Here is a 15,877-nt window from a genome sequence, read left to right on the forward strand (position 1 = left end):
GGTCCGGCCCTGCGCCGCCCTCCTCTCGGGTCCGGGATCCGCCCGCCGGCCCCGACGCGCTCCGAAAGCGAGGCAGTAGTGCGGCCCACCACCGAGGACGCCGTCCCCGCCACCGGGACCGAGCCGTCCCCGAACCTCTGGCGCAACCGCGCGTTCAACCTGCTCTGGACCAGCCAGTGCCTCTCCGACCTCGGCAGCGCGATGGCCAATCTGGCGCTGCCGCTGCTGGTGCTCCAGATGACCGGGTCGCCGACCCGGGCCGGTCTGGTCGGCACCACCGGCCTGCTGGCCGGCATGGTCTGCCGGCTGCCGGCCGGCATCGTGGCCGACCGCTTCGACCGGCGCCGGCTGATGGTGGTCTGCGACGCCCTGCGGATCGTCGCCTTCGCCGTGCTCGGGGTCGCCGTGCTCGCCGACGCCGCCTCGCTGGCGATGGTGCTGGTGCTGGTGGTCGTCAACGCCGCCGCCAACGCCGTGTTCAGCACCGCCGAGCACGCGGCGGTGCGCAACCTGGTCCGCCCCGGGCAGCTCTCCGACGCGGTCGCCCGCAACGAGGCGCGCTCGTACGGGACGCAGCTGGCCGGCCCGCAGCTGGGCGGGCTGCTGTTCGGGCTGGGCAGGTCGCTGCCCTTCCTCGGCAACGCGCTGAGCTACCTGCTCTCGCTGGCCGCCCTGCTGGCGATCCGCGAGCCGATGCAGGAGCCCAGGGACAAGGCGGTCGCCGGCCCCTCCGGGCGGGCGGCCGGCGCCGAGGGCGTCCGGTTCGTCCTGGGCAACCCCTTCCTGCGCGCCCTGCTGCTGATCGCGGCTCCGCTCAACATGGCGTTCACCGGCATGCTGTTCGCCATCATCGTCTCGCTCCAGCGCTCCGGGACCTCGTCCTACCTGGTCGGGCTGGCGAGCACGATCTTCGCGGTCGGCGGTCTGCTGGGCGCCCTCGCCGCCCCCTCCCTCCAGCGCCGGCTGCGGCTGCCGACCCTGATCCTGGTGCTCAGCTGGGCCACCGCCGTCCTGATGGCCGGCAGCGCGCTGCTCTCCACCAGTGTGCTCGCCGCCGTGCCACTGGCCGCCGCCGTCTTCCTCGGCCCCACCGCCAACGCGGCGCTGTTCGGGTACCAGGCGGCCATCACCCCGGACCACCTCCAGGGCCGGGTCTTCAGCGTCATCATCCTGGCCGCCACCTCGGCGGCGGCCCTGGCACCCGTCCTCGCGGGCCTGCTGCTGGACCGCGTGTCCAGCACGGCGGCGCTGATGGTCTTCGCGCTGATCGTCGGCATCGCCGCCGTCACCGCCACCTTCAGCAGCGGCATCAGGTCGATGTCCACCGGGACGTGACGGCCCGGCGGGCCCGAGCGGGAGACACGGGCGACGCGGGCGGGCCGCGCGGGCGGCAGACTGGTGCCGTGAACCGTGCCGACGAGGACGGGCGGCCGCTCCCGGCGGAGCTGCGCGGCTACCTGGCGGAGCTCGTGCGCCGGGTGCTCGCCGTGTGCGGCGCCGACCGGGTGGTGAGCGTGCTGGCGGCCGGCTCGGTGGCGCTCGGGGACTACCGGCACGGGCGCAGCGACGTGGACGTGGTGGTCGTCCTCGCGCCGGGGCCGCCCGCCGGGCTGCCGCGGGACCTGGCCCGCGAGCTCGCCCACCCGCGGCTGCCGTGTCCGGCCGCCGGGCTGGAGCTGGTGGTGTACGACGCGGAGTCCGCCGGCCGCCCCTCGGGTGCGGCCGGCCACCTGCTGAACCTCAACACCGGGGCGCGGCTGCCGGAACGGGCCGACCTGGACGGCACCGGGCCGCCGGCCTTCTGGTTCGTCCTCGACCGCTCGATCGTCCACCGGGCCGGGATCGCGCTGTGGGGCGCGCCGGCCCGGCGGGCCGTCGCGGAGCCGGCCCCAGCCGACCTGCGGGCCGCGCTGCGCGCCTCCGTGCGCGAGCACGCCGAGGGCGGGGGGCACGCGGCGGACGACCGGGTGCTGAACGGCTGCCGGGCGGTGCTGTTCGCCCGCACCGGACGCTGGTGCTCCAAGCGGTCGGCGGGTCGGCTGCTCGCCGCCGCCGAGCCGGGGTTCCGGCCGCTGCTGGAGGCGGCGCTGCGCGGTTCCGAGCGGCCGCGAACGGCCGGGGCCGGACCGCCCCCGGCCGAGGTGCGGGCCTTCCTGGCGTGGGCGGGCGAGGAGCTCGGGAGGAACTGACGCCCGCTCACGCACGGTCCGCGGCGGCGGAGTCCGGGGATCCGCGACCGGGCCCGACCGGAGGAGCTACCGTCGGTGTCATGGTCCGCCGCAACCGCCCCCCGTCGCTGCCGCCGCGGTACGAGCCGCTGCCCGAACTCCCGGAGAACCGCGCCCTGCTGGCCGTTCTCCGGCTGCAGGCGACGCCGCCGTCCGGTCCCGGCGACTTCACCATCGGCGCCTGGCAGCTGCACGCCCATCCGGATCTCCAGGAGCGGATGGAGGCCCTGAGGCCGCGCCACCCCGTGTCGTGCGCCTACGGGATGCCGGTGCTCGCGTTCGAGGGGGTGGCCGCGGTCGTCGCCTGGGGGCAACGGCTGCTGGTGCGGCTGCCGGTGCTTCCGGAGGGCGTCGAGACGTCCGCTCCGGCGCCGCCGCTGACCGGCGGCGGCGGGTGGCACCCGGTGGACGCGTGGCCGCAGCGGACGGGCCACGCCGAGGGCACCGCCCGGCTCACCGCGCTGGTGGACGGGGCCCTGCTGCACGCCCGGGACCTGGGCCGCGGCCGCCGTCGCCGGAACTGAGCGGGGCGGGTGCCGGCGTGCGGCACCCGCCCCGTCGGTCGGCCCGCGGCCGTGACCGGGTTACGGGCAGAGCCGGCCCGGGCGGCACTCGGGGTCGGTCGGGTCGTTTCCGCCGGGGCGGTAGTTGGACCACCACAGCGGGGTGTTGCCGTAGTAGACGACCAGGTTGCCGCCGTTCTGGATGGCCAGGTAGGCGCCGGGGTGACGGCCGGTGCGGCTCTCCCAGAGCGGGCGCCAGGCCGCGTCGTAGGCGGTGAGGTTGCCGTCGTTCTGGACGTAGAAGTAGGTGCCGACCCCGTAGGTGCCGACGGCGGTCCAGATCGCGACGTTGTTCTTGTAGAGGACGACGTGCCCGTCGTACTGCTGGTGCAGGACGGTGCTGCCGTCCGGTGAGGACCAGCTCTGGCCGCGGGTCAGCCCGGCGGTGGCCCGGACGACCGTCTGGTCGGTGTCCGAGGCGGGGGCGACGGCGGCCCCGGCGGCCGTGGCCGCGGCCACGGCGGCGGGCACCGTGGTGGTGGGACTCGCGGCCGGGGCGCCGTCGGCGGCGAAGGCGGGGCCGCCGAGGAGGCCTGCGGCCATGAGCGCGGCGCTCAGGGCGACGCCGGCACGGGGAGCGAGAGAACGCGGGTTTCGCATGACGGACACTCTCCTGAAGTCGCTTCTGCGGGGGCACGGCGCGGCCTGCTCCGGGGTGCCGGGGCCGCGTCGGCCGCTCAAGTCTCGGCAGGCGCGGAACCGCCGGGCAAAGCCCTTCGACCTCCCTCGAATCCGGGCGGGCCGGGATCCGGGGGAGGTCGTCGGAGCGGCTCCCGGGGGCGCTCCGGGCGTCTTCCGGCAGCCGTGGCGGCCCGTCGCGGCGCGGCCCGCCTCCGGAGCGGCCCGTCCCGGTACGGCTCAGGCTTCGAGGCCGCGGCGCAGCGTGGTGCGGGCCCGGGCGACCCGGGAGCGGACGGTGCCGACGGGGCAGCCGCTGAGGTGGGCGGCGTCGGCGTAGGGCAGGCCGACCAGTTGGGTGAGGACGAAGGCGGTGCGGCGCTCCTCGGGCAGGCCGTCCAGGAGGTGGCGCAGGGCGACGCCGTCGTCGAAGCCGGGCAGGCCGGCGGGCTGGGCGCGTTCGGCGGCCTGTTCCCAGGCGGTGCCCGCCGACACCCGGGGCCGGGTGGTGCTGCGGCGGTAGTGGTCGACGACGGCGCGCCGGGCGATGGCGAGCAGCCAGTTCCGGGCCGAGGCGCGGCCCTGGTAGCGGCCGAGGGCTCCCAGGGCGCGCAGGAAGGTCTCCTGGGTGAGGTCGTCGGCGGCCTGCGGGTCGTGGGTCAGGTGGGCGACGAACCGCCAGACGTCCCGGTGCAGGGCGCGGACGAGGTGGTCGGCGGCGTCGGCGTCGCCGTCCCGGGCGGCGAGGGCCAGACCCGTGGTGTGGGCGTCGTTGCGGGTCGGCGACGGGCTGGTCACGGGTTCCCCTTCCGGCGGGGTGGCGGGGCGGCCGCGGGCGGGGACCGCGGCGGCGGGTCGGGGCGGCGTTCGGGGTGACCGGGCGGCGGGCCGGGCGGGCGGGTCAGCAGGGCGACCTGCTCGGGGTGCTGGGGGGCGGACCAGAGGGTGCCGTAGAGGGCCAGCGCCCGGTACAGGGCGTGCAGTGCCGCGATGACCCGGTAGCGCCAGGGCAGGGCGCCGCGCGGGACGTGGGTCATCGCGGCGGTCCGAAGGTGCGGCCCAGGGTGTCGGCGGCGATGCCGCTGCGGTCGAGGTAGGGGGTGATGCCGCCGAGGTGGAAGGGCCAGTCGCCGCCGGACAGCAGGGCGAGGTCGGCGTCGGCCGGGCCGGCCAGCACGCCGTCGGCGAGCAGGGTGTCGATGGTGCGGGCCAGGGCGCCCAGCGCCAGCTCCAGGGCGCGGGGGTCGGTCCCGGACGGGCCCCCCGCGGGGCTCCCGGCCGGTCCCTCCGCGGGGCCGGGGGCTCCGGGGTGGGCCGCGAACGGGGAGCGGGGCAGGGCGAGCGGGGCCAGGACGGCGTCCAGGTCCTCGGCGCGGGCGTGCGTCCGCAGGGCTTCGCGGAAGGCGCGGCGCAGGTGTTCGCCGACCGTGCCGGGGTGGTCTCCGACGGGCAGGCAGGGCAGGTCCAGCCGGGTGGCGAGGGCGGCGGCGGTGGCCGCCGCGGCCGGGTCGGTGGCGGGGGTGCGGGAGAGTTCGGCGCCGGCGGCGGGCCCGGCGGGGCCCGGAGTGGGGCGCAGGCCCACCGCGCGGCCGGGGTCGGCGAGCGCGGCGGCGGTGGCGGCGACGGTGCGGGCGGTGGTGACCAGGACGGGGGCGCCGGCGGCGAGGGCTGCCTCGGCGCGGCGCAGCAGCCGTCCGGTGGCGGGGCCGTCGGCGGGCAGCGCGTCGATGAGCAGGTCGGTGCCGGCGAGCGCCCCGGGGGTGGCGGCGGCGGTGACGAGGCCGGCGCGGCGGCGGGCGCTGTCGGGGGTGAGGCGGCCGGCGGCCACGGCCCCGTCCAGGTGCCGGTGGAGGGCGGCGACGGCGGCGGCGCGGTTCTCCGGGTCGGGGTGGTGGACGGTCAGCGGCAGCGCGAGCCGCTCCACCAGGAGGGCGGCCAGCGTCAGGCCCGCCGCGCCGTCGCCGAGCAGGGCCGGGCGTCGCACGGTGCGGGCGGGGGCGGGGTCGGGGCGCCGGGGGTGGGTGGCGGCGCGGGTGCGGGTGAGCCCGAGGGCGTAGAGGCTGTCGCGGAACTCGGGGCCGGTGAAGAGGTCGGTGGCGGCCCGTTCGGCGGCGGTGCGGAGCTCCCCGGGGGTGGCGGTGCGGGCCTGCCTCAGCAGTCCGAGGGCGTGCCGGGCGGCGGGCAGGGCGTCGTGGGTGCGGGCGGTGACGAGGCCGGCGGCGCGGGCGAGGGCGGCGTCCCACTGGTCGTCGTGGTCCTGGGGCGCGGGCCTGGTGACCTTGTGGCGTCCGGTGAGGACGTCGGCGGCCCAGGCCAGTGAGCGGTCCAGGAAGCGGGAGGGTTCGAGGAGGGTGTCGGCGAGGCCGAACGCGTGGGCCTGGGGGCCGGTGAGCATCCGCCGGTGGTCCAGGGGGTGGTCCAGGAGGAGGGTGACGGTCCGGTCGGGGCCGAGCAGGCGCAGGGCCTCGGGGAGGCCGCCCCAGGCGGGGACCAGGCCGAGCGAGACCTCGGGAAGGGCGAGCGCGGGGGCGCCGCGCGACACGGTGCGGTAGGTGCAGTGCAGGGCGAGTTCGAGGCCGCCGCCGATGGCGACGCCGTTGAGGAACGCGAAGGTGGGGACGGGAAGTTCGGCGAGGCGCCGGAAGACCTGGTGCCCCCGGCGCAGGGTGGCGGCGGCCTCGGCGCGGTCGGTGACGCCGGCGGCGAGGGCGAGGTCGGCGCCGGTGCTGAAGACGAAGGCGGTGCCGGTGAGGGCGACGGCGGTGATCGCCCCCTCACCGGCGCGGGCGGCGAGGGTGTCGAGGGCGGCGTCCAGCAGGTCCAGGCCGTGGGGGCCGAAGGTGGCGGGGCGGGCGTGCGGGCCGATCGGCGGCAGACCGTTGTCCAGGGTGACGAGCGCGAGGGTGTCGGCGCCGCCGGGCAGCCGGGCCTCGCTCAGCCGGGGGGTGGTGACGGTCTCGTACGGGGCCTGCGGGGTGGTCATGTGCGCTCCTGGACGGCGGGGTCGGTGAGGAACTCGCGGACGGCGGCGAGGAGTTCGGCGGGCCGTTCGACGGGCGGGGTGTGGCCGGTGGCGGGCAGGACGGTGAGGCGGGCGCGGGGCATCAGCGCGGTGGTGGCGCGGACCACGGGCAGGCGGATGGGCACGTCGTCGGCGCCGTGGACGACCAGCACGGGTACGTCGAGGCCCGGCAGTTGCCCGGTGATGTCGCCCCGGCGGTAGACCGCGTGACAGGCGTGCTCGATGCGCTCGCCGGTGAGGGTGGTGAAGTGGTCGACCCAGTGGCGGGCGGCGGGGGTGGTGAGGAAGGAGCGGCGGAAGTTCAGCCGGGCGACCATGGCGGCGAGGTCCGGGGTCATTCCGTCGGCCTTGACGGCCTCGACCATGGCCTCGAAGGGGGCGCGGGTGCTGTCGGGTTCGGGGTCCGGCCGGGTGTCGATCTGGACGAGTCCGGCGACCAGGCCGGGGTGGCGCAGGGCCATCCGCCAGGTCTTCATGCCGCCCATGGAGTGGCCGGCCCAGACCGCGGGCCGCTCGCCCATGACGGCGCGGTAGGCGTCGGCGAGACGGTCGACCTCCTCCTCCAGGGTGTGGGGGGCGGTGCGGGCGGGGGCCAGGCCGTGGCCGGGGGCGTCGAAGGCGAGGGTGGTGCGGCCGGGCAGGCCGGCGGCGAGCGGCTGCCAGACCCGGCTGTCGGTCAGCAGGCCGTGCAGCAGCACGAGGGGGGCGCCGTCGCCGCGGCGGTGCAGACCGAAGGTCCAGCCGCCGGCGTCCACGGTCGTCCCCGGGGCGGGCGCTTCGGGCCCGGCGGCGGCGAGGGCGGGCGCGTCAGGGGCGGGCACGTCTGGGGTGGGCTCAGCCACAGCCTCCGGCATGGTCGAGGTCACCTCCGTCCGGCAGGGCGTCGGCACCGGCGTCGGCCCCGGCGTCGGCACCGGCGTCGGGGACGTCGCCCCCGGCCGCCAGGAAGGCCTCCAGGCGGTCCAGCCCCCAGTACCTGTCGTGGCCGCGGACGAAGTACGGCACCCCGAAGACGCCCTCCTCGACCGCGCGGCGCAGCGCGGCGGCACCCTCCTCGCGCAGCCCCGGGTCGTCGGCCGCGGTGGCGAGCCGGGCGCCGTCCAGGCCAAGCCGGTCGCCGATCCCGGCAATGGTGGCGGGGTCGCAGATGTCTCGGCCCTCCAGCCAGCGCGCGGTGTACACCCGGTCGGCGAACTCGTGGCCGCGGCCCTCCCGGTGGGCGGCGAGGTAGGCCAGGTGCGGGACCTCCCAGACGGGCCGGCGGTCGACCGGCCAGGTGACGCGCAGCCCGCGGGCGGCGGCCAGGCGGCGCACGTCGGCGAGGATGTAGAAGTGCTTGGGGCGGGACATCGCGGTGTAGACGAAGGTGTGCCGGGTGCGGGCGAGCAGACGGCGACTGTGCTCGTCGGGTTCCCAGTAGGGCACCCAGTCCAGCGCGGCGGCGGTGGCGGCGTGGCGGGCGGTCAGCTCGCGGTGGACGAGCCAGGAGTAGGGGCTGCGCAGGGAGAAGTAGAACCGGGCGGGTTCGGCCATCGTCTCGCCTTCGGTCGGGGTGCCGGGTGGCCGGGTCACAGCGTGATGCCGCCGTCGACGGCCAGGACCTGGCCGGTGATGTAGCCGGCCTGCTCGGAGGCGAGGAAGGCGACGAGTTCGGCGACCTCCTCGGGGGTGCCGAAGCGGCGCAGGGTGATGCGTTCGCGCAGGGCCTCGGCGTTGCTCCCGGACAGGTGGGCGGTCATGTCGGTGGTGATGAAGCCGGGGGCCACGGTGTTGGCGCGGACGCCGTAGCGGCCGAACTCCTTGGCGATGGTCTTGGTGAGGCCGATGATCCCGGCCTTGGTGGCGGCGTAGTTGGCCTGTCCGGCGTTGCCGTGCAGGCCGCTGACGGAGGAGAGGGTGACGATGCTGCCCGCCCGGCGCTTCATGAGTCCGAACGCGGCGGCACGGCACAGGTGGTAGGTGCCGTTGAGGTTGACGTCGACGACCCGGGTCCAGTCGGCGGTGTCCATCATCAGCAGGGGTTTGTCGCGGATGATGCCGGCGCAGCTGACGACGGTGTGGACCGGGCCCAGTTCGTGCTCGGCGGCGGCGACGAAGGCGCGGGCGGCCTCGGGGTCGGTGACGTCGGCCCGGACCGGCAGCACCCGGGCGCCCTCGGCCTCGGCGTCGCGGGTGGCGGCCCCGGCGGCGTCGTGGTCGTCGCGGTAGCAGAACGCCACGTCGTGCCCGGCGCGGGCGAGCCGGTGCACGACGGCCCGGCCGATGCCCCGGGAACCGCCGGAGACCACGGCGACGGGGCGGGTGGGGTGGGACATGGCGGGCTACTCCTTGACGGGTCGGGCCGCCGGGGCGGCGGGCGCGAGGAGGTCGGCGAGCGGGCGCAGGGTGACGATGAAGTGGCCGAAGTCGGCGACGGGGCGGCCGGCGACGCGGGTCCCGCCGGCCAGGATGGTGCTGTCGCCGACGGCCCGGACCACGCGGACGTGGTGCTCCAGGAGGTCGCCGGGGGTGACGGGCCGGTGGAAGGCGATGTCGTCGAAGGCTCCGGCGAGTTCGACCTTGCCGGTGGTGACGTCGGGATTGGGGGTGTTCCAGCAGGCGAGCAGCACGGCGGCCTGGGCCCAGGACTCGGCGAGCAGCGGGCGCGGGTAGTGGTAGCGGTGGGGCCCGTGGTCCTCGGTGAGGCCGGCGTAGCAGGGTTCGTTGGCGGTGACGGCCTTGACCGCGGTGAGGGTGCGGTCGGGGTCGAGGCGGGTGACCCGGTCGACGAGCAGGATCGGGTACCGGTGCGGGATGATGCCGGCGACCGCGACGGTGTCGGCCACCGGCGGCCGGCCGGCCGGCCCGTCGGCCGCGCCGGTGGAGGTCCCGCCGGCGGAGGTCGCGCCGGTGGTCCCGGTGGAGTCCCCGCTGCCCGCCCCGGCGGCGGTGACGGCGCCGGCCGGGGCGGGGCGGTGGACCAGGCGCAGGTCGGCGCAGCGTCCGCGCGCGGTGGTCACGGTGACGTCGGTGCGCACCTCGCCGTCGGGGCCGTGCCGGTGGGCGAGGGTGAGCGTGAGGTCGTCACCGGGCAGCACGGGCCGGCGCAGCCGGCAGCGTTCGACGGCGGCGAGTTCGGGAACGGGGCCGTCGGGGTGGAGGTCGGCGGCGACGGCGCGGTGGGCGCAGTCGACGAGGCAGACGGCGGGCAGCACGGCGAAGCCCGGGTAGTGGCCGGGCAGGACGGGGTGGCCGGGTTCGGCGCGGGCGTGGGCGACGGTACGGCCGTCCTCGCGGACCAGCCGGTGCGGGGCCAGGCCCAGCGGGTTGGGGACGGGCGGGGTCACGCGGCGTCACCGAGCTTGGCGAGCAGCAGGGCGTGGGTCTCGTCCAGGGTGGAGAGCCGGGTCAGCTCGTCCTCGCTGAGCCTGACGGGGTACTCCTCCTCCAGGCGGACGGTGATCTCCAGCGCCATCAGCGAGTCGACGCCGAGGTCGTCGACGAAGTGGGCGGTGTCGGAGACGTCGGCGACGTCGACGTCCAGGACGTCGGCGAGCAGGGCGCGCAGGTGTTCCTTGTCGAGGACGGTGCCCGGCTGGGTCATGGGGGTCTCCTTCGTGCGCTGCGGTCGGACGGTGCGGGACGGTACGGCGGGTGCCGCCGGGGTCGGCGGCGGGGAGGTGCGGCGCGGTTCAGCGCAGCCGCAGGACCAGGCAGGCCGCGAGGCCGTCCTCGTCGACGGCGGTGACCACCCCGATCCCCCCGGGCTGCGGCCGGCGGGCGGCCTCGGCGAGGACGGCGGCGATCTGCAGGCCGGCCGACGCGGCACCGGCGTCGCCGAGCAGGTCCTGGACGTCGATCGGACGGGCGCCACCGGGCGGCAGGACGTCCCGCAGTGCCTCGCGTTCCGCCTCCTCCACCGGCCGGGGCGCGGCGCCGAAGCCCATCGGGCAGGTGCCGGGGGGTGCGGTGGTACGCCGGGAGGGCGCGGCCCAGCGCACCTCGCCCGGGTCGGCGCCGGCCTCGCGCAGGGCCTCGCGGAGCAGCCTGCCCAGCGTGGCGGCCAGGCCGCCGGGGCCGGGGGCCGCACCGAAGCGCACGGCGAGGACGTCGGCCAGCGGGGCGCGCCCGGCGTGGGCGGCGTCCTCGGCGTCCTCCAGGAGGAAGACGGCGCAGGCCTCGGCGAGCGGGGTGGCGCGGTGCCGGTCGTCGCGGGTGTGCCAGGCCAGCCAGGCGCGTTCCTCGGAGTACTCCTCGACGGCGGCGCACAGCACGGTGCGGCAGTGGCCGCGCTCGCGCAGCCGGGTGGCGTAGCGCAGGGCCTGGAGGGCGGTCAGGGGGCCGCCGGCGAGGGTGGCGTTGGGGCCCTTGAGGCCGTACCAGATGGCGCTGGCGCCGGCGGCCCGGTTCATCACGGTGTTGGGGAAGCGGGCCGGGTCGACGTGGAAGGGCTTGGCGCCGGTGAGGGCGTCCCGGGTGAAGTCCATGGTGCTCTGGACGCTGCCGGAGCCGGTGCCGAGCACCAGGGCGGTGCGGTCGTGGTCGGTGAGGAGCCCGGGCCCGGCGCCGCCGCCGTCCGGGGTGCCGGGGCCGGCGCCGGGGGCGAGGAGGGTGCCGAGGGTGGCGACGGTGAGTCCGGTGAGCCGGTCCATGGTGCGGGTGCCGCGGGTGCCCAGGGCGGCGGCGGTGTCGAACCCGGGGACCAGGCAGGCCCCGGTGGGCGGCGCGTGCCAGGTGTCGCGGTCCAGTCCGGGTGCGACGGGGCGGCCGGCGGTGATGCCGTCGGCGAAGGGCCCGGGGCCGGTGCCGTAGGGCGACAGGACGGACCAGGCGGAGATGACGGTCGCGGTCACCGGGTGCCTCCGTTCGGGTTCCAGCCGGTTCCGGCGGCGAGGAGTTCGGCGCCGTCGACGCCGATGGTGTTGCCGGTGAGCCAGGAGGAGGGCGCGTTGGCCAGCAGGGTGACGGCGTCGGCGACGTCCTCGGGGGTGGTGAGGCGGCCGTGCGGGTTGCCGTTGGCGCCGGGACCGGTGAACTCCTCGTGGCCGGGGATGCGCAGCAGCGAGGGGGTGACGGTGACGCCGGCCCGCAGGGCGTTGACGGACACCCCGTGCGGGGCGAGTTCGCAGGCGAGCTGGCGCACGTGGGATTCCAGGGCGGCCTTGGCGGCGGAGACGGCGCCGTAGCTGGGCAGCACCTGGTGGGTGCCGGCGCTGGTCATGGCGAGGACGCGGCTGCCCCGGCCGAGCAGGCCGGCGGCCATCAGGTCCTGGGTCCAGTAGACGAGGCTGTGGGCCATCACGTCGAGGGTCATCTCCAGTTGGGCGCGGGTGAGGGCCCCGGTGCCGCCGTCGGCCGGCAGGAAGGGCCGGAGGCTGCCGAAGGCCAGCGAGTGCAGGACGGTGCGCAGTTCGCGGCCGCCGGTGAGGCGGACGATCTCGGGGACGAGGCGGGCGCGGGTGCGGTCGGCGGCGGCGTTGGCGTTGTGCAGGTGGGCCCGGACGCCGAGGGCACGCAGCTCGCATTCGAGGCCGCGGGCCGCGTCGAGCGCGTCGCCGCGGTCGAAGTGCAGGCCGACGACGTGGGCGCCCTGGCGGGCGAGGGCGAGCGCGGTGGCCCGGCCGATGCCGCTGGAGGCGCCGAGCACCAGGCACCAGCGGTCATGCAGGCGGTTGTGCACGGTGGCCTCCGGGGGGCGGGGTGGAATGGGTGTGGACGGCGGCCAGGTGGCCGTGGGCGGTCGCGGCGAGGACCAGCCGGCCGGTGCCGGTGCGGGCGGTGAGGGGCTGGGCGGCGTCCAGCAGGGGGCGCAGGCACCCCGCGCCGGCGGCGGCGGTGCCGGCGGCGGCCGGCAGCCGGGCGGCGGTGGCGCGGGCCCGGGGCGAGGAGTCCAGGACCAGGTGGAGCGGCGCGGGCGGGTGGGCGTCGACAGCGGCGAGCAGGTCGGCCAGGGCGTGGCGCAGCGCGCCGGGGGCGTCGTCGGGCCCGGGCGCGTCCGGGGCGGGCGTCGCGCGGCCGGCGGTCGGCGGGAGGAAGGTGGTGGCCGCGCGCAGGGTGCCCTGCGCGGGGGCGCCGCGGCGCAGGGCGGCGGGGCGGGATTCCAGCACGAGGGCGACGGCGCCCTCCTCGGATTCCCCCTCGCCGGGGGTGCCGGGGGCGAGGTGGTCCTCCACGGCGGCGACCAGGACGAGGTCGGCGCGGCCCAGGCGCAGGGCGCGCATCGCGTGCTGGAGGGCCTCGACCCCGGCGACGGCGGGCGTGGTCACGGTGAGGTTGAAGGCCTTGAGGGACTGTTCGGCGGCCAGCCTGGCGGCCACCACGTTGACGGCGAAGTAGGGGGCGAGGGCGGGGCTCAGCCGGCCGGCGTCGCTGTGCACGACGGTGTCGTCCATGGTGCCGAACAGCGGGGCGAGGGCGTTGTTGGTGGCGACCGCCAGGCCGCGGCGTTCGGGGGGCACGCATTCGAGGGCACCGGCCGAGCGCAGCGCCCGGCGGCCGGCGGCGAGGAGGTAGCAGGCGCCGCGCGGCAGGTACTTGTGGCCGCGGGGGCCGAGTTCGGCGTCGGCGTCGAACCAGCCGCCGGGCGGGTCGCCGGGGGCGGGGGCGAGGACGGCGGCGCCGGTGACCACGATGTCGTCGGGTGCGCTCAGCATGCGGGGCTTTCCTGGAGGACGAGGGAGATGTTGTTGCCGCCGAAGGCGTAGGCGTTGACCAGTACGGCGGGCGCGGCCAGCGGCGTCTCGGCGGTGGGCAGCGGCAGCGGGCAGTCGGGGTCGGCGGGGCCGGCCGGGATGTTGGGCGGGACGGCGGCGCGGCCGAGGATGAGCACGGCGGCGACGGCGGCGAGCGCGGCGGCGGCCCCGCCGGTGTGGCCGAGCAGGGCCTTGAGGCTGTAGGCGGGGGGTTGCCGGCGGGGGAAGACCCGGGTGAGCGCGGCGCTCTCGATCCGGTCGTTGAGGCGGGTGCCGGTGCCGTGCGGGACGACGCAGCCGATCGCGTCGGGGGGCAGTGCGCTGCGGCGCAGTGCCTCGCGCATCGCCCGGGTGATCTGTTCGCCGCTCTCCTCGGGGGCCGTGGGGTGCCCGGCGTCGCAGGTCCAGCCGGACTCGCCGACCCCGGCGAGGGGCCGGGCGCCGCGGGCGCGGGCGTGGGCGGCGGATTCGAGGACGAGGATGCCGGCGCCCTCGCCGAAGACGGTGCCGGCCCGGTCGGTGGTGAAGGGCCGGCAGCCCCGGGCGTCGACGGCGCCCATCCGGTTGAAGCCGGCGAGCGCGATCCGGGAGTAGGCGTCGGCGCCGCCGGTGACGACGAGGTCCGCCTCGCCGCAGCGGATCATGTCGGCGGCGGTGGCCAGGGCGAAGCCCCCGGCGGCGCAGGCGTTGCTGGTGCTGCCCGCGGGCCCGCGCAGGCCGAGGGCGCCGGCCAGGGCGGTGGCGACGTCGAAGGCGGGGCGCCAGGGGCCGGCCGCGGGGTGGCCGGCCCGGTGGCGGTCGCGTTCGCGTTCGCGGTCGCCGAGCGAGCCCATGCAGGTGCCCAGGACGACGGCGGTGCGGGCGGCGGCGAGGGCCCGGCGGTCCAGGCCGGCCCCCGCGAGGGCCTCGCGGGCGGCGGTGAGGGCCAGGACGGCGGCCCGCCCGGGGGCCCCTCCCGCTCCCGTCTCCCCGTCACCGTCCTCGTCACCGTCACCGGCGGGGAGGGCGGCGGGGGCGAGGTACATGAGCGGCAGGTCCATGCGGGCCCACGGGTCGGGGACCCGGTCGGGGCGGCGGGCGCGGGCGCCGGTCATGGCGTCCAGCAGCGCGCGGGTGCCGGTGCCGTGGCAGGTGACCGCGCCCACGCCGGTGACGAGGACGGGGTCCATCAGGGGCGCCGGCCGTTCAGGGCGTCGAGCATGCGGTCGTCGAAGGAGACGAGGTTCCAGTCGCGCCGGGACTCGATGTGCGCGTAGCCGTGGGTGATGCGGCCGGTGGCGGTGTGCACGGGGACGCCCCCGCGCAGCACGTAGCAGTCCATCCGGGCGGTGTAGGTCAGCCGCTTGAAGACGTTCTCGACGGTGAGGACGGTGTGGATCCGCTCCTCCATGCGCACCTCGGCGAGCATGCTGACGCTGTTGCGCGGCACGACCGGGATCCAGTCCTGTTCGTCGAGCAGCCGCTTGATCGAGATGCCGCGGTCGTCGAGGAAGCGGTCGACCGCCGCCTCCATCATCCGCAGGTAGCCGGACATCTGGAGGCGCTCGGTGAAGTGGCAGTGGTAGTACGGCACGCGCCGGCTCCAGCCGTGGGCGTTGGCACCGGCGGTCAGGGCGCGGAGCAGTTCCGGGCCGTCCGCGGCGGTGGCGGGCACGGTGGGCAGGGCGGTGGGGCGGACGCGCGCGGCGCGGTCGACGAGCGCCGTGGTGTAGGGCAGGACGGGTTCGGGCAGGGGGGCCGCGGCGCCGCCGCGCGGGTCGTGGCGCAGGGCGACCCGCACGGTGGCGGTGGCGGTCTTGACGGGGGTGGGCGCGTCGGTGTGCAGGGTGACGGCGAGGGTGATCTCGCCGTCCGCGGTGTCCTGAGCGGGGACGTGCACGCGGGCGGTGACGGTGTCGTCGATGTGGGTGGCGGCGAGGATCGCGGCGTCGATGTCGACGAGGTCCACGCAGAGCCCGTACTCCTCGTAGAGGCGTCCGGCGGCCCAGCCGTTGCGGCGCAGGTGCTCCAGCACGGCTTCCTCGACGAGGTAGTCGACGTGCTTGAAGCCGATCCAGGTACAGATGTTGGAGCCCTCGAAGCGGGGGCGCAGGGTGACGGTGGTGGGTTCCTGCAGCGCCTTGGCGTCGGCGGGCAGGGCGCGGGCGGTGGTCAGCGAGGTGCCGGTCACGTCGTCTCCAGCGGGGGGTGGGTGACCGCGGCGGCGGTGGCCGCGGCGGCGGGGGTGAGGAAGTCCTCCAGCAGGCGGGTGAACCGCTCGGGCTGCTCGGCCATCGGGAAGTGGCCGCAGCCGGGAAGGACTTCGAGACGGGCCCGGGGCAGCGCGGCGGCCAGGGCGCGGGCGTCGGCGGGGCGGGCGGCGAGGTCGTCCCGGCCGGCCACGACCAGGACGGGCGGGCGCACCCGCTCCAGGGCGAGGGAGGGGGTGCGCAGGTAGGCGCCGAAGAAGTCGGTCCAGCCGTAGGGGCCGATGCGTTCGCGCACCCGCAGGGCCATCGCGCGGCGGGTGGCGGCGTCGAGGCGGTCCTCGGCGGAGACCCGCAGTCCCTCGTCCAGGATGAGGTGGAAGTCCTCCAGGTAGTGGGCCAGGGTGGCCCAGTCGAAGTCGCCGGGGCGCGGGCGGTAGAACGGGGAGACCAGGACGGCGGCCTCCAGGTCGGCGGGCCGCGGCGAGGCGAGGTGTTCGAGCAGGGCGAGGGCGGCGAAGGAGTGGGCCACCACGACCTGGGCCCCGGTGGCCCGGGCGATCCGCCCGACGAGTCGGGCCGGGTCGCC

At 77.4% G+C, this 15,877-nt stretch carries 18 protein-coding genes; 3 read left to right on the forward strand and 15 right to left on the reverse strand.

All coding sequences use genetic code 11. From position 1 onward, the window contains the following. Positions 1 to 78 precede the first annotated feature (78 nt). The 3 genes from ACFCX4_RS11260 to ACFCX4_RS11270 all read left to right on the forward strand — a co-directional run bounded on the left by ACFCX4_RS11260 (position 79) and on the right by ACFCX4_RS11270 (position 2,752). Positions 79 to 1,335 (forward strand): MFS transporter, encoded by a 1,257-nt coding sequence (locus tag ACFCX4_RS11260; protein WP_376140771.1) that lies wholly within the window; start codon positions 79 to 81, stop codon positions 1,333 to 1,335. 68 nt (positions 1,336 to 1,403) lie between these two features. Beyond that, complete coding sequence (locus ACFCX4_RS11265) at positions 1,404 to 2,189, forward strand: aminoglycoside adenylyltransferase domain-containing protein (RefSeq protein WP_376140773.1); 786 nt, start codon at positions 1,404 to 1,406, stop codon at positions 2,187 to 2,189. An 80-nt stretch (positions 2,190 to 2,269) separates the two neighbouring features. Beyond that, a complete protein-coding gene (locus tag ACFCX4_RS11270; RefSeq protein WP_376140775.1) occupies positions 2,270 to 2,752 on the forward strand; it encodes a hypothetical protein in 483 nt (160 codons plus the stop codon). Between the two features lie 60 nt (positions 2,753 to 2,812). Here ACFCX4_RS11270 and ACFCX4_RS11275 read toward each other — a convergent pair whose 3' ends face one another. From ACFCX4_RS11275 to ACFCX4_RS11345, 15 genes are all read right to left on the reverse strand, one after another. Then, positions 2,813 to 3,391, reverse strand: coding sequence for a hypothetical protein (locus ACFCX4_RS11275; RefSeq protein ID WP_376140777.1), 579 nt, complete (start codon positions 3,389 to 3,391; stop codon positions 2,813 to 2,815). A 258-nt stretch (positions 3,392 to 3,649) separates the two neighbouring features. Continuing rightward, the gene (locus tag ACFCX4_RS11280) at positions 3,650 to 4,207 is read right to left on the reverse strand and encodes a sigma-70 family RNA polymerase sigma factor (protein WP_376140779.1); all 558 of its coding nucleotides are present in this window, start codon (positions 4,205 to 4,207) and stop codon (positions 3,650 to 3,652) included. Then, positions 4,204 to 4,446 (reverse strand): DUF6059 family protein, encoded by a 243-nt coding sequence (locus tag ACFCX4_RS11285; protein ID WP_376140781.1) that lies wholly within the window; start codon positions 4,444 to 4,446, stop codon positions 4,204 to 4,206. The genes ACFCX4_RS11280 and ACFCX4_RS11285 overlap by 4 nt, the downstream gene beginning before the upstream one ends. Beyond that, the gene (locus ACFCX4_RS11290) at positions 4,443 to 6,392 is read right to left on the reverse strand and encodes an enoyl-CoA hydratase-related protein (protein WP_376140783.1); all 1,950 of its coding nucleotides are present in this window, start codon (positions 6,390 to 6,392) and stop codon (positions 4,443 to 4,445) included. The genes ACFCX4_RS11285 and ACFCX4_RS11290 overlap by 4 nt, the downstream gene beginning before the upstream one ends. Further along, a complete protein-coding gene (locus ACFCX4_RS11295) occupies positions 6,389 to 7,273 on the reverse strand; it encodes an alpha/beta fold hydrolase (RefSeq protein ID WP_376140784.1) in 885 nt (294 codons plus the stop codon). Before ACFCX4_RS11295 ends, ACFCX4_RS11290 begins: the two co-directional genes overlap by 4 nt. Next, positions 7,266 to 7,964, reverse strand: a complete 699-nt coding sequence (locus ACFCX4_RS11300) for a 2-hydroxychromene-2-carboxylate isomerase (protein ID WP_376140786.1) — start codon at positions 7,962 to 7,964, stop codon at positions 7,266 to 7,268. The genes ACFCX4_RS11295 and ACFCX4_RS11300 overlap by 8 nt, the downstream gene beginning before the upstream one ends. A gap of 35 nt (positions 7,965 to 7,999) precedes the next feature. Then, positions 8,000 to 8,746: a 3-oxoacyl-ACP reductase FabG gene (fabG, locus tag ACFCX4_RS11305; protein WP_376140788.1), complete on the reverse strand. Its 747-nt coding sequence runs from the start codon at positions 8,744 to 8,746 to the stop codon at positions 8,000 to 8,002. Positions 8,747 to 8,752: 6 nt separating this feature from the next. Further along, positions 8,753 to 9,757, reverse strand: a complete 1,005-nt coding sequence (locus ACFCX4_RS11310; protein ID WP_376140790.1) for a hypothetical protein — start codon at positions 9,755 to 9,757, stop codon at positions 8,753 to 8,755. Further along, positions 9,754 to 10,014: an acyl carrier protein gene (locus ACFCX4_RS11315; protein ID WP_376140792.1), complete on the reverse strand. Its 261-nt coding sequence runs from the start codon at positions 10,012 to 10,014 to the stop codon at positions 9,754 to 9,756. The genes ACFCX4_RS11310 and ACFCX4_RS11315 overlap by 4 nt, the downstream gene beginning before the upstream one ends. Before the next feature lie 88 nt (positions 10,015 to 10,102). Then, on the reverse strand, positions 10,103 to 11,263 hold the full coding sequence (locus ACFCX4_RS11320) for a beta-ketoacyl synthase N-terminal-like domain-containing protein (RefSeq protein ID WP_376140794.1): 1,161 nt from the start codon (positions 11,261 to 11,263) through the stop codon (positions 10,103 to 10,105). Further along, positions 11,260 to 12,090: an SDR family oxidoreductase gene (locus ACFCX4_RS11325; protein WP_376140796.1), complete on the reverse strand. Its 831-nt coding sequence runs from the start codon at positions 12,088 to 12,090 to the stop codon at positions 11,260 to 11,262. The genes ACFCX4_RS11320 and ACFCX4_RS11325 overlap by 4 nt, the downstream gene beginning before the upstream one ends. Beyond that, positions 12,071 to 13,063 (reverse strand): beta-ketoacyl synthase N-terminal-like domain-containing protein, encoded by a 993-nt coding sequence (locus ACFCX4_RS11330; RefSeq protein WP_376140798.1) that lies wholly within the window; start codon positions 13,061 to 13,063, stop codon positions 12,071 to 12,073. Before ACFCX4_RS11330 ends, ACFCX4_RS11325 begins: the two co-directional genes overlap by 20 nt. Then, positions 13,057 to 14,271 (reverse strand): beta-ketoacyl synthase N-terminal-like domain-containing protein, encoded by a 1,215-nt coding sequence (locus ACFCX4_RS11335; RefSeq protein WP_376140799.1) that lies wholly within the window; start codon positions 14,269 to 14,271, stop codon positions 13,057 to 13,059. The genes ACFCX4_RS11330 and ACFCX4_RS11335 overlap by 7 nt, the downstream gene beginning before the upstream one ends. After that, on the reverse strand, positions 14,271 to 15,272 hold the full coding sequence (locus ACFCX4_RS11340) for a hypothetical protein (protein WP_376140801.1): 1,002 nt from the start codon (positions 15,270 to 15,272) through the stop codon (positions 14,271 to 14,273). Before ACFCX4_RS11340 ends, ACFCX4_RS11335 begins: the two co-directional genes overlap by 1 nt. Further along, positions 15,269 to 15,877: alpha/beta fold hydrolase (locus ACFCX4_RS11345; RefSeq protein WP_376140802.1), on the reverse strand; the 609-nt coding region annotated here is incomplete at its 5' end. The genes ACFCX4_RS11340 and ACFCX4_RS11345, both read right to left, overlap by 4 nt.

The organism is Kitasatospora sp. NPDC056327 (assembly GCF_042261735.1).
GTDB lineage: Bacteria > Actinomycetota > Actinomycetes > Streptomycetales > Streptomycetaceae > Kitasatospora.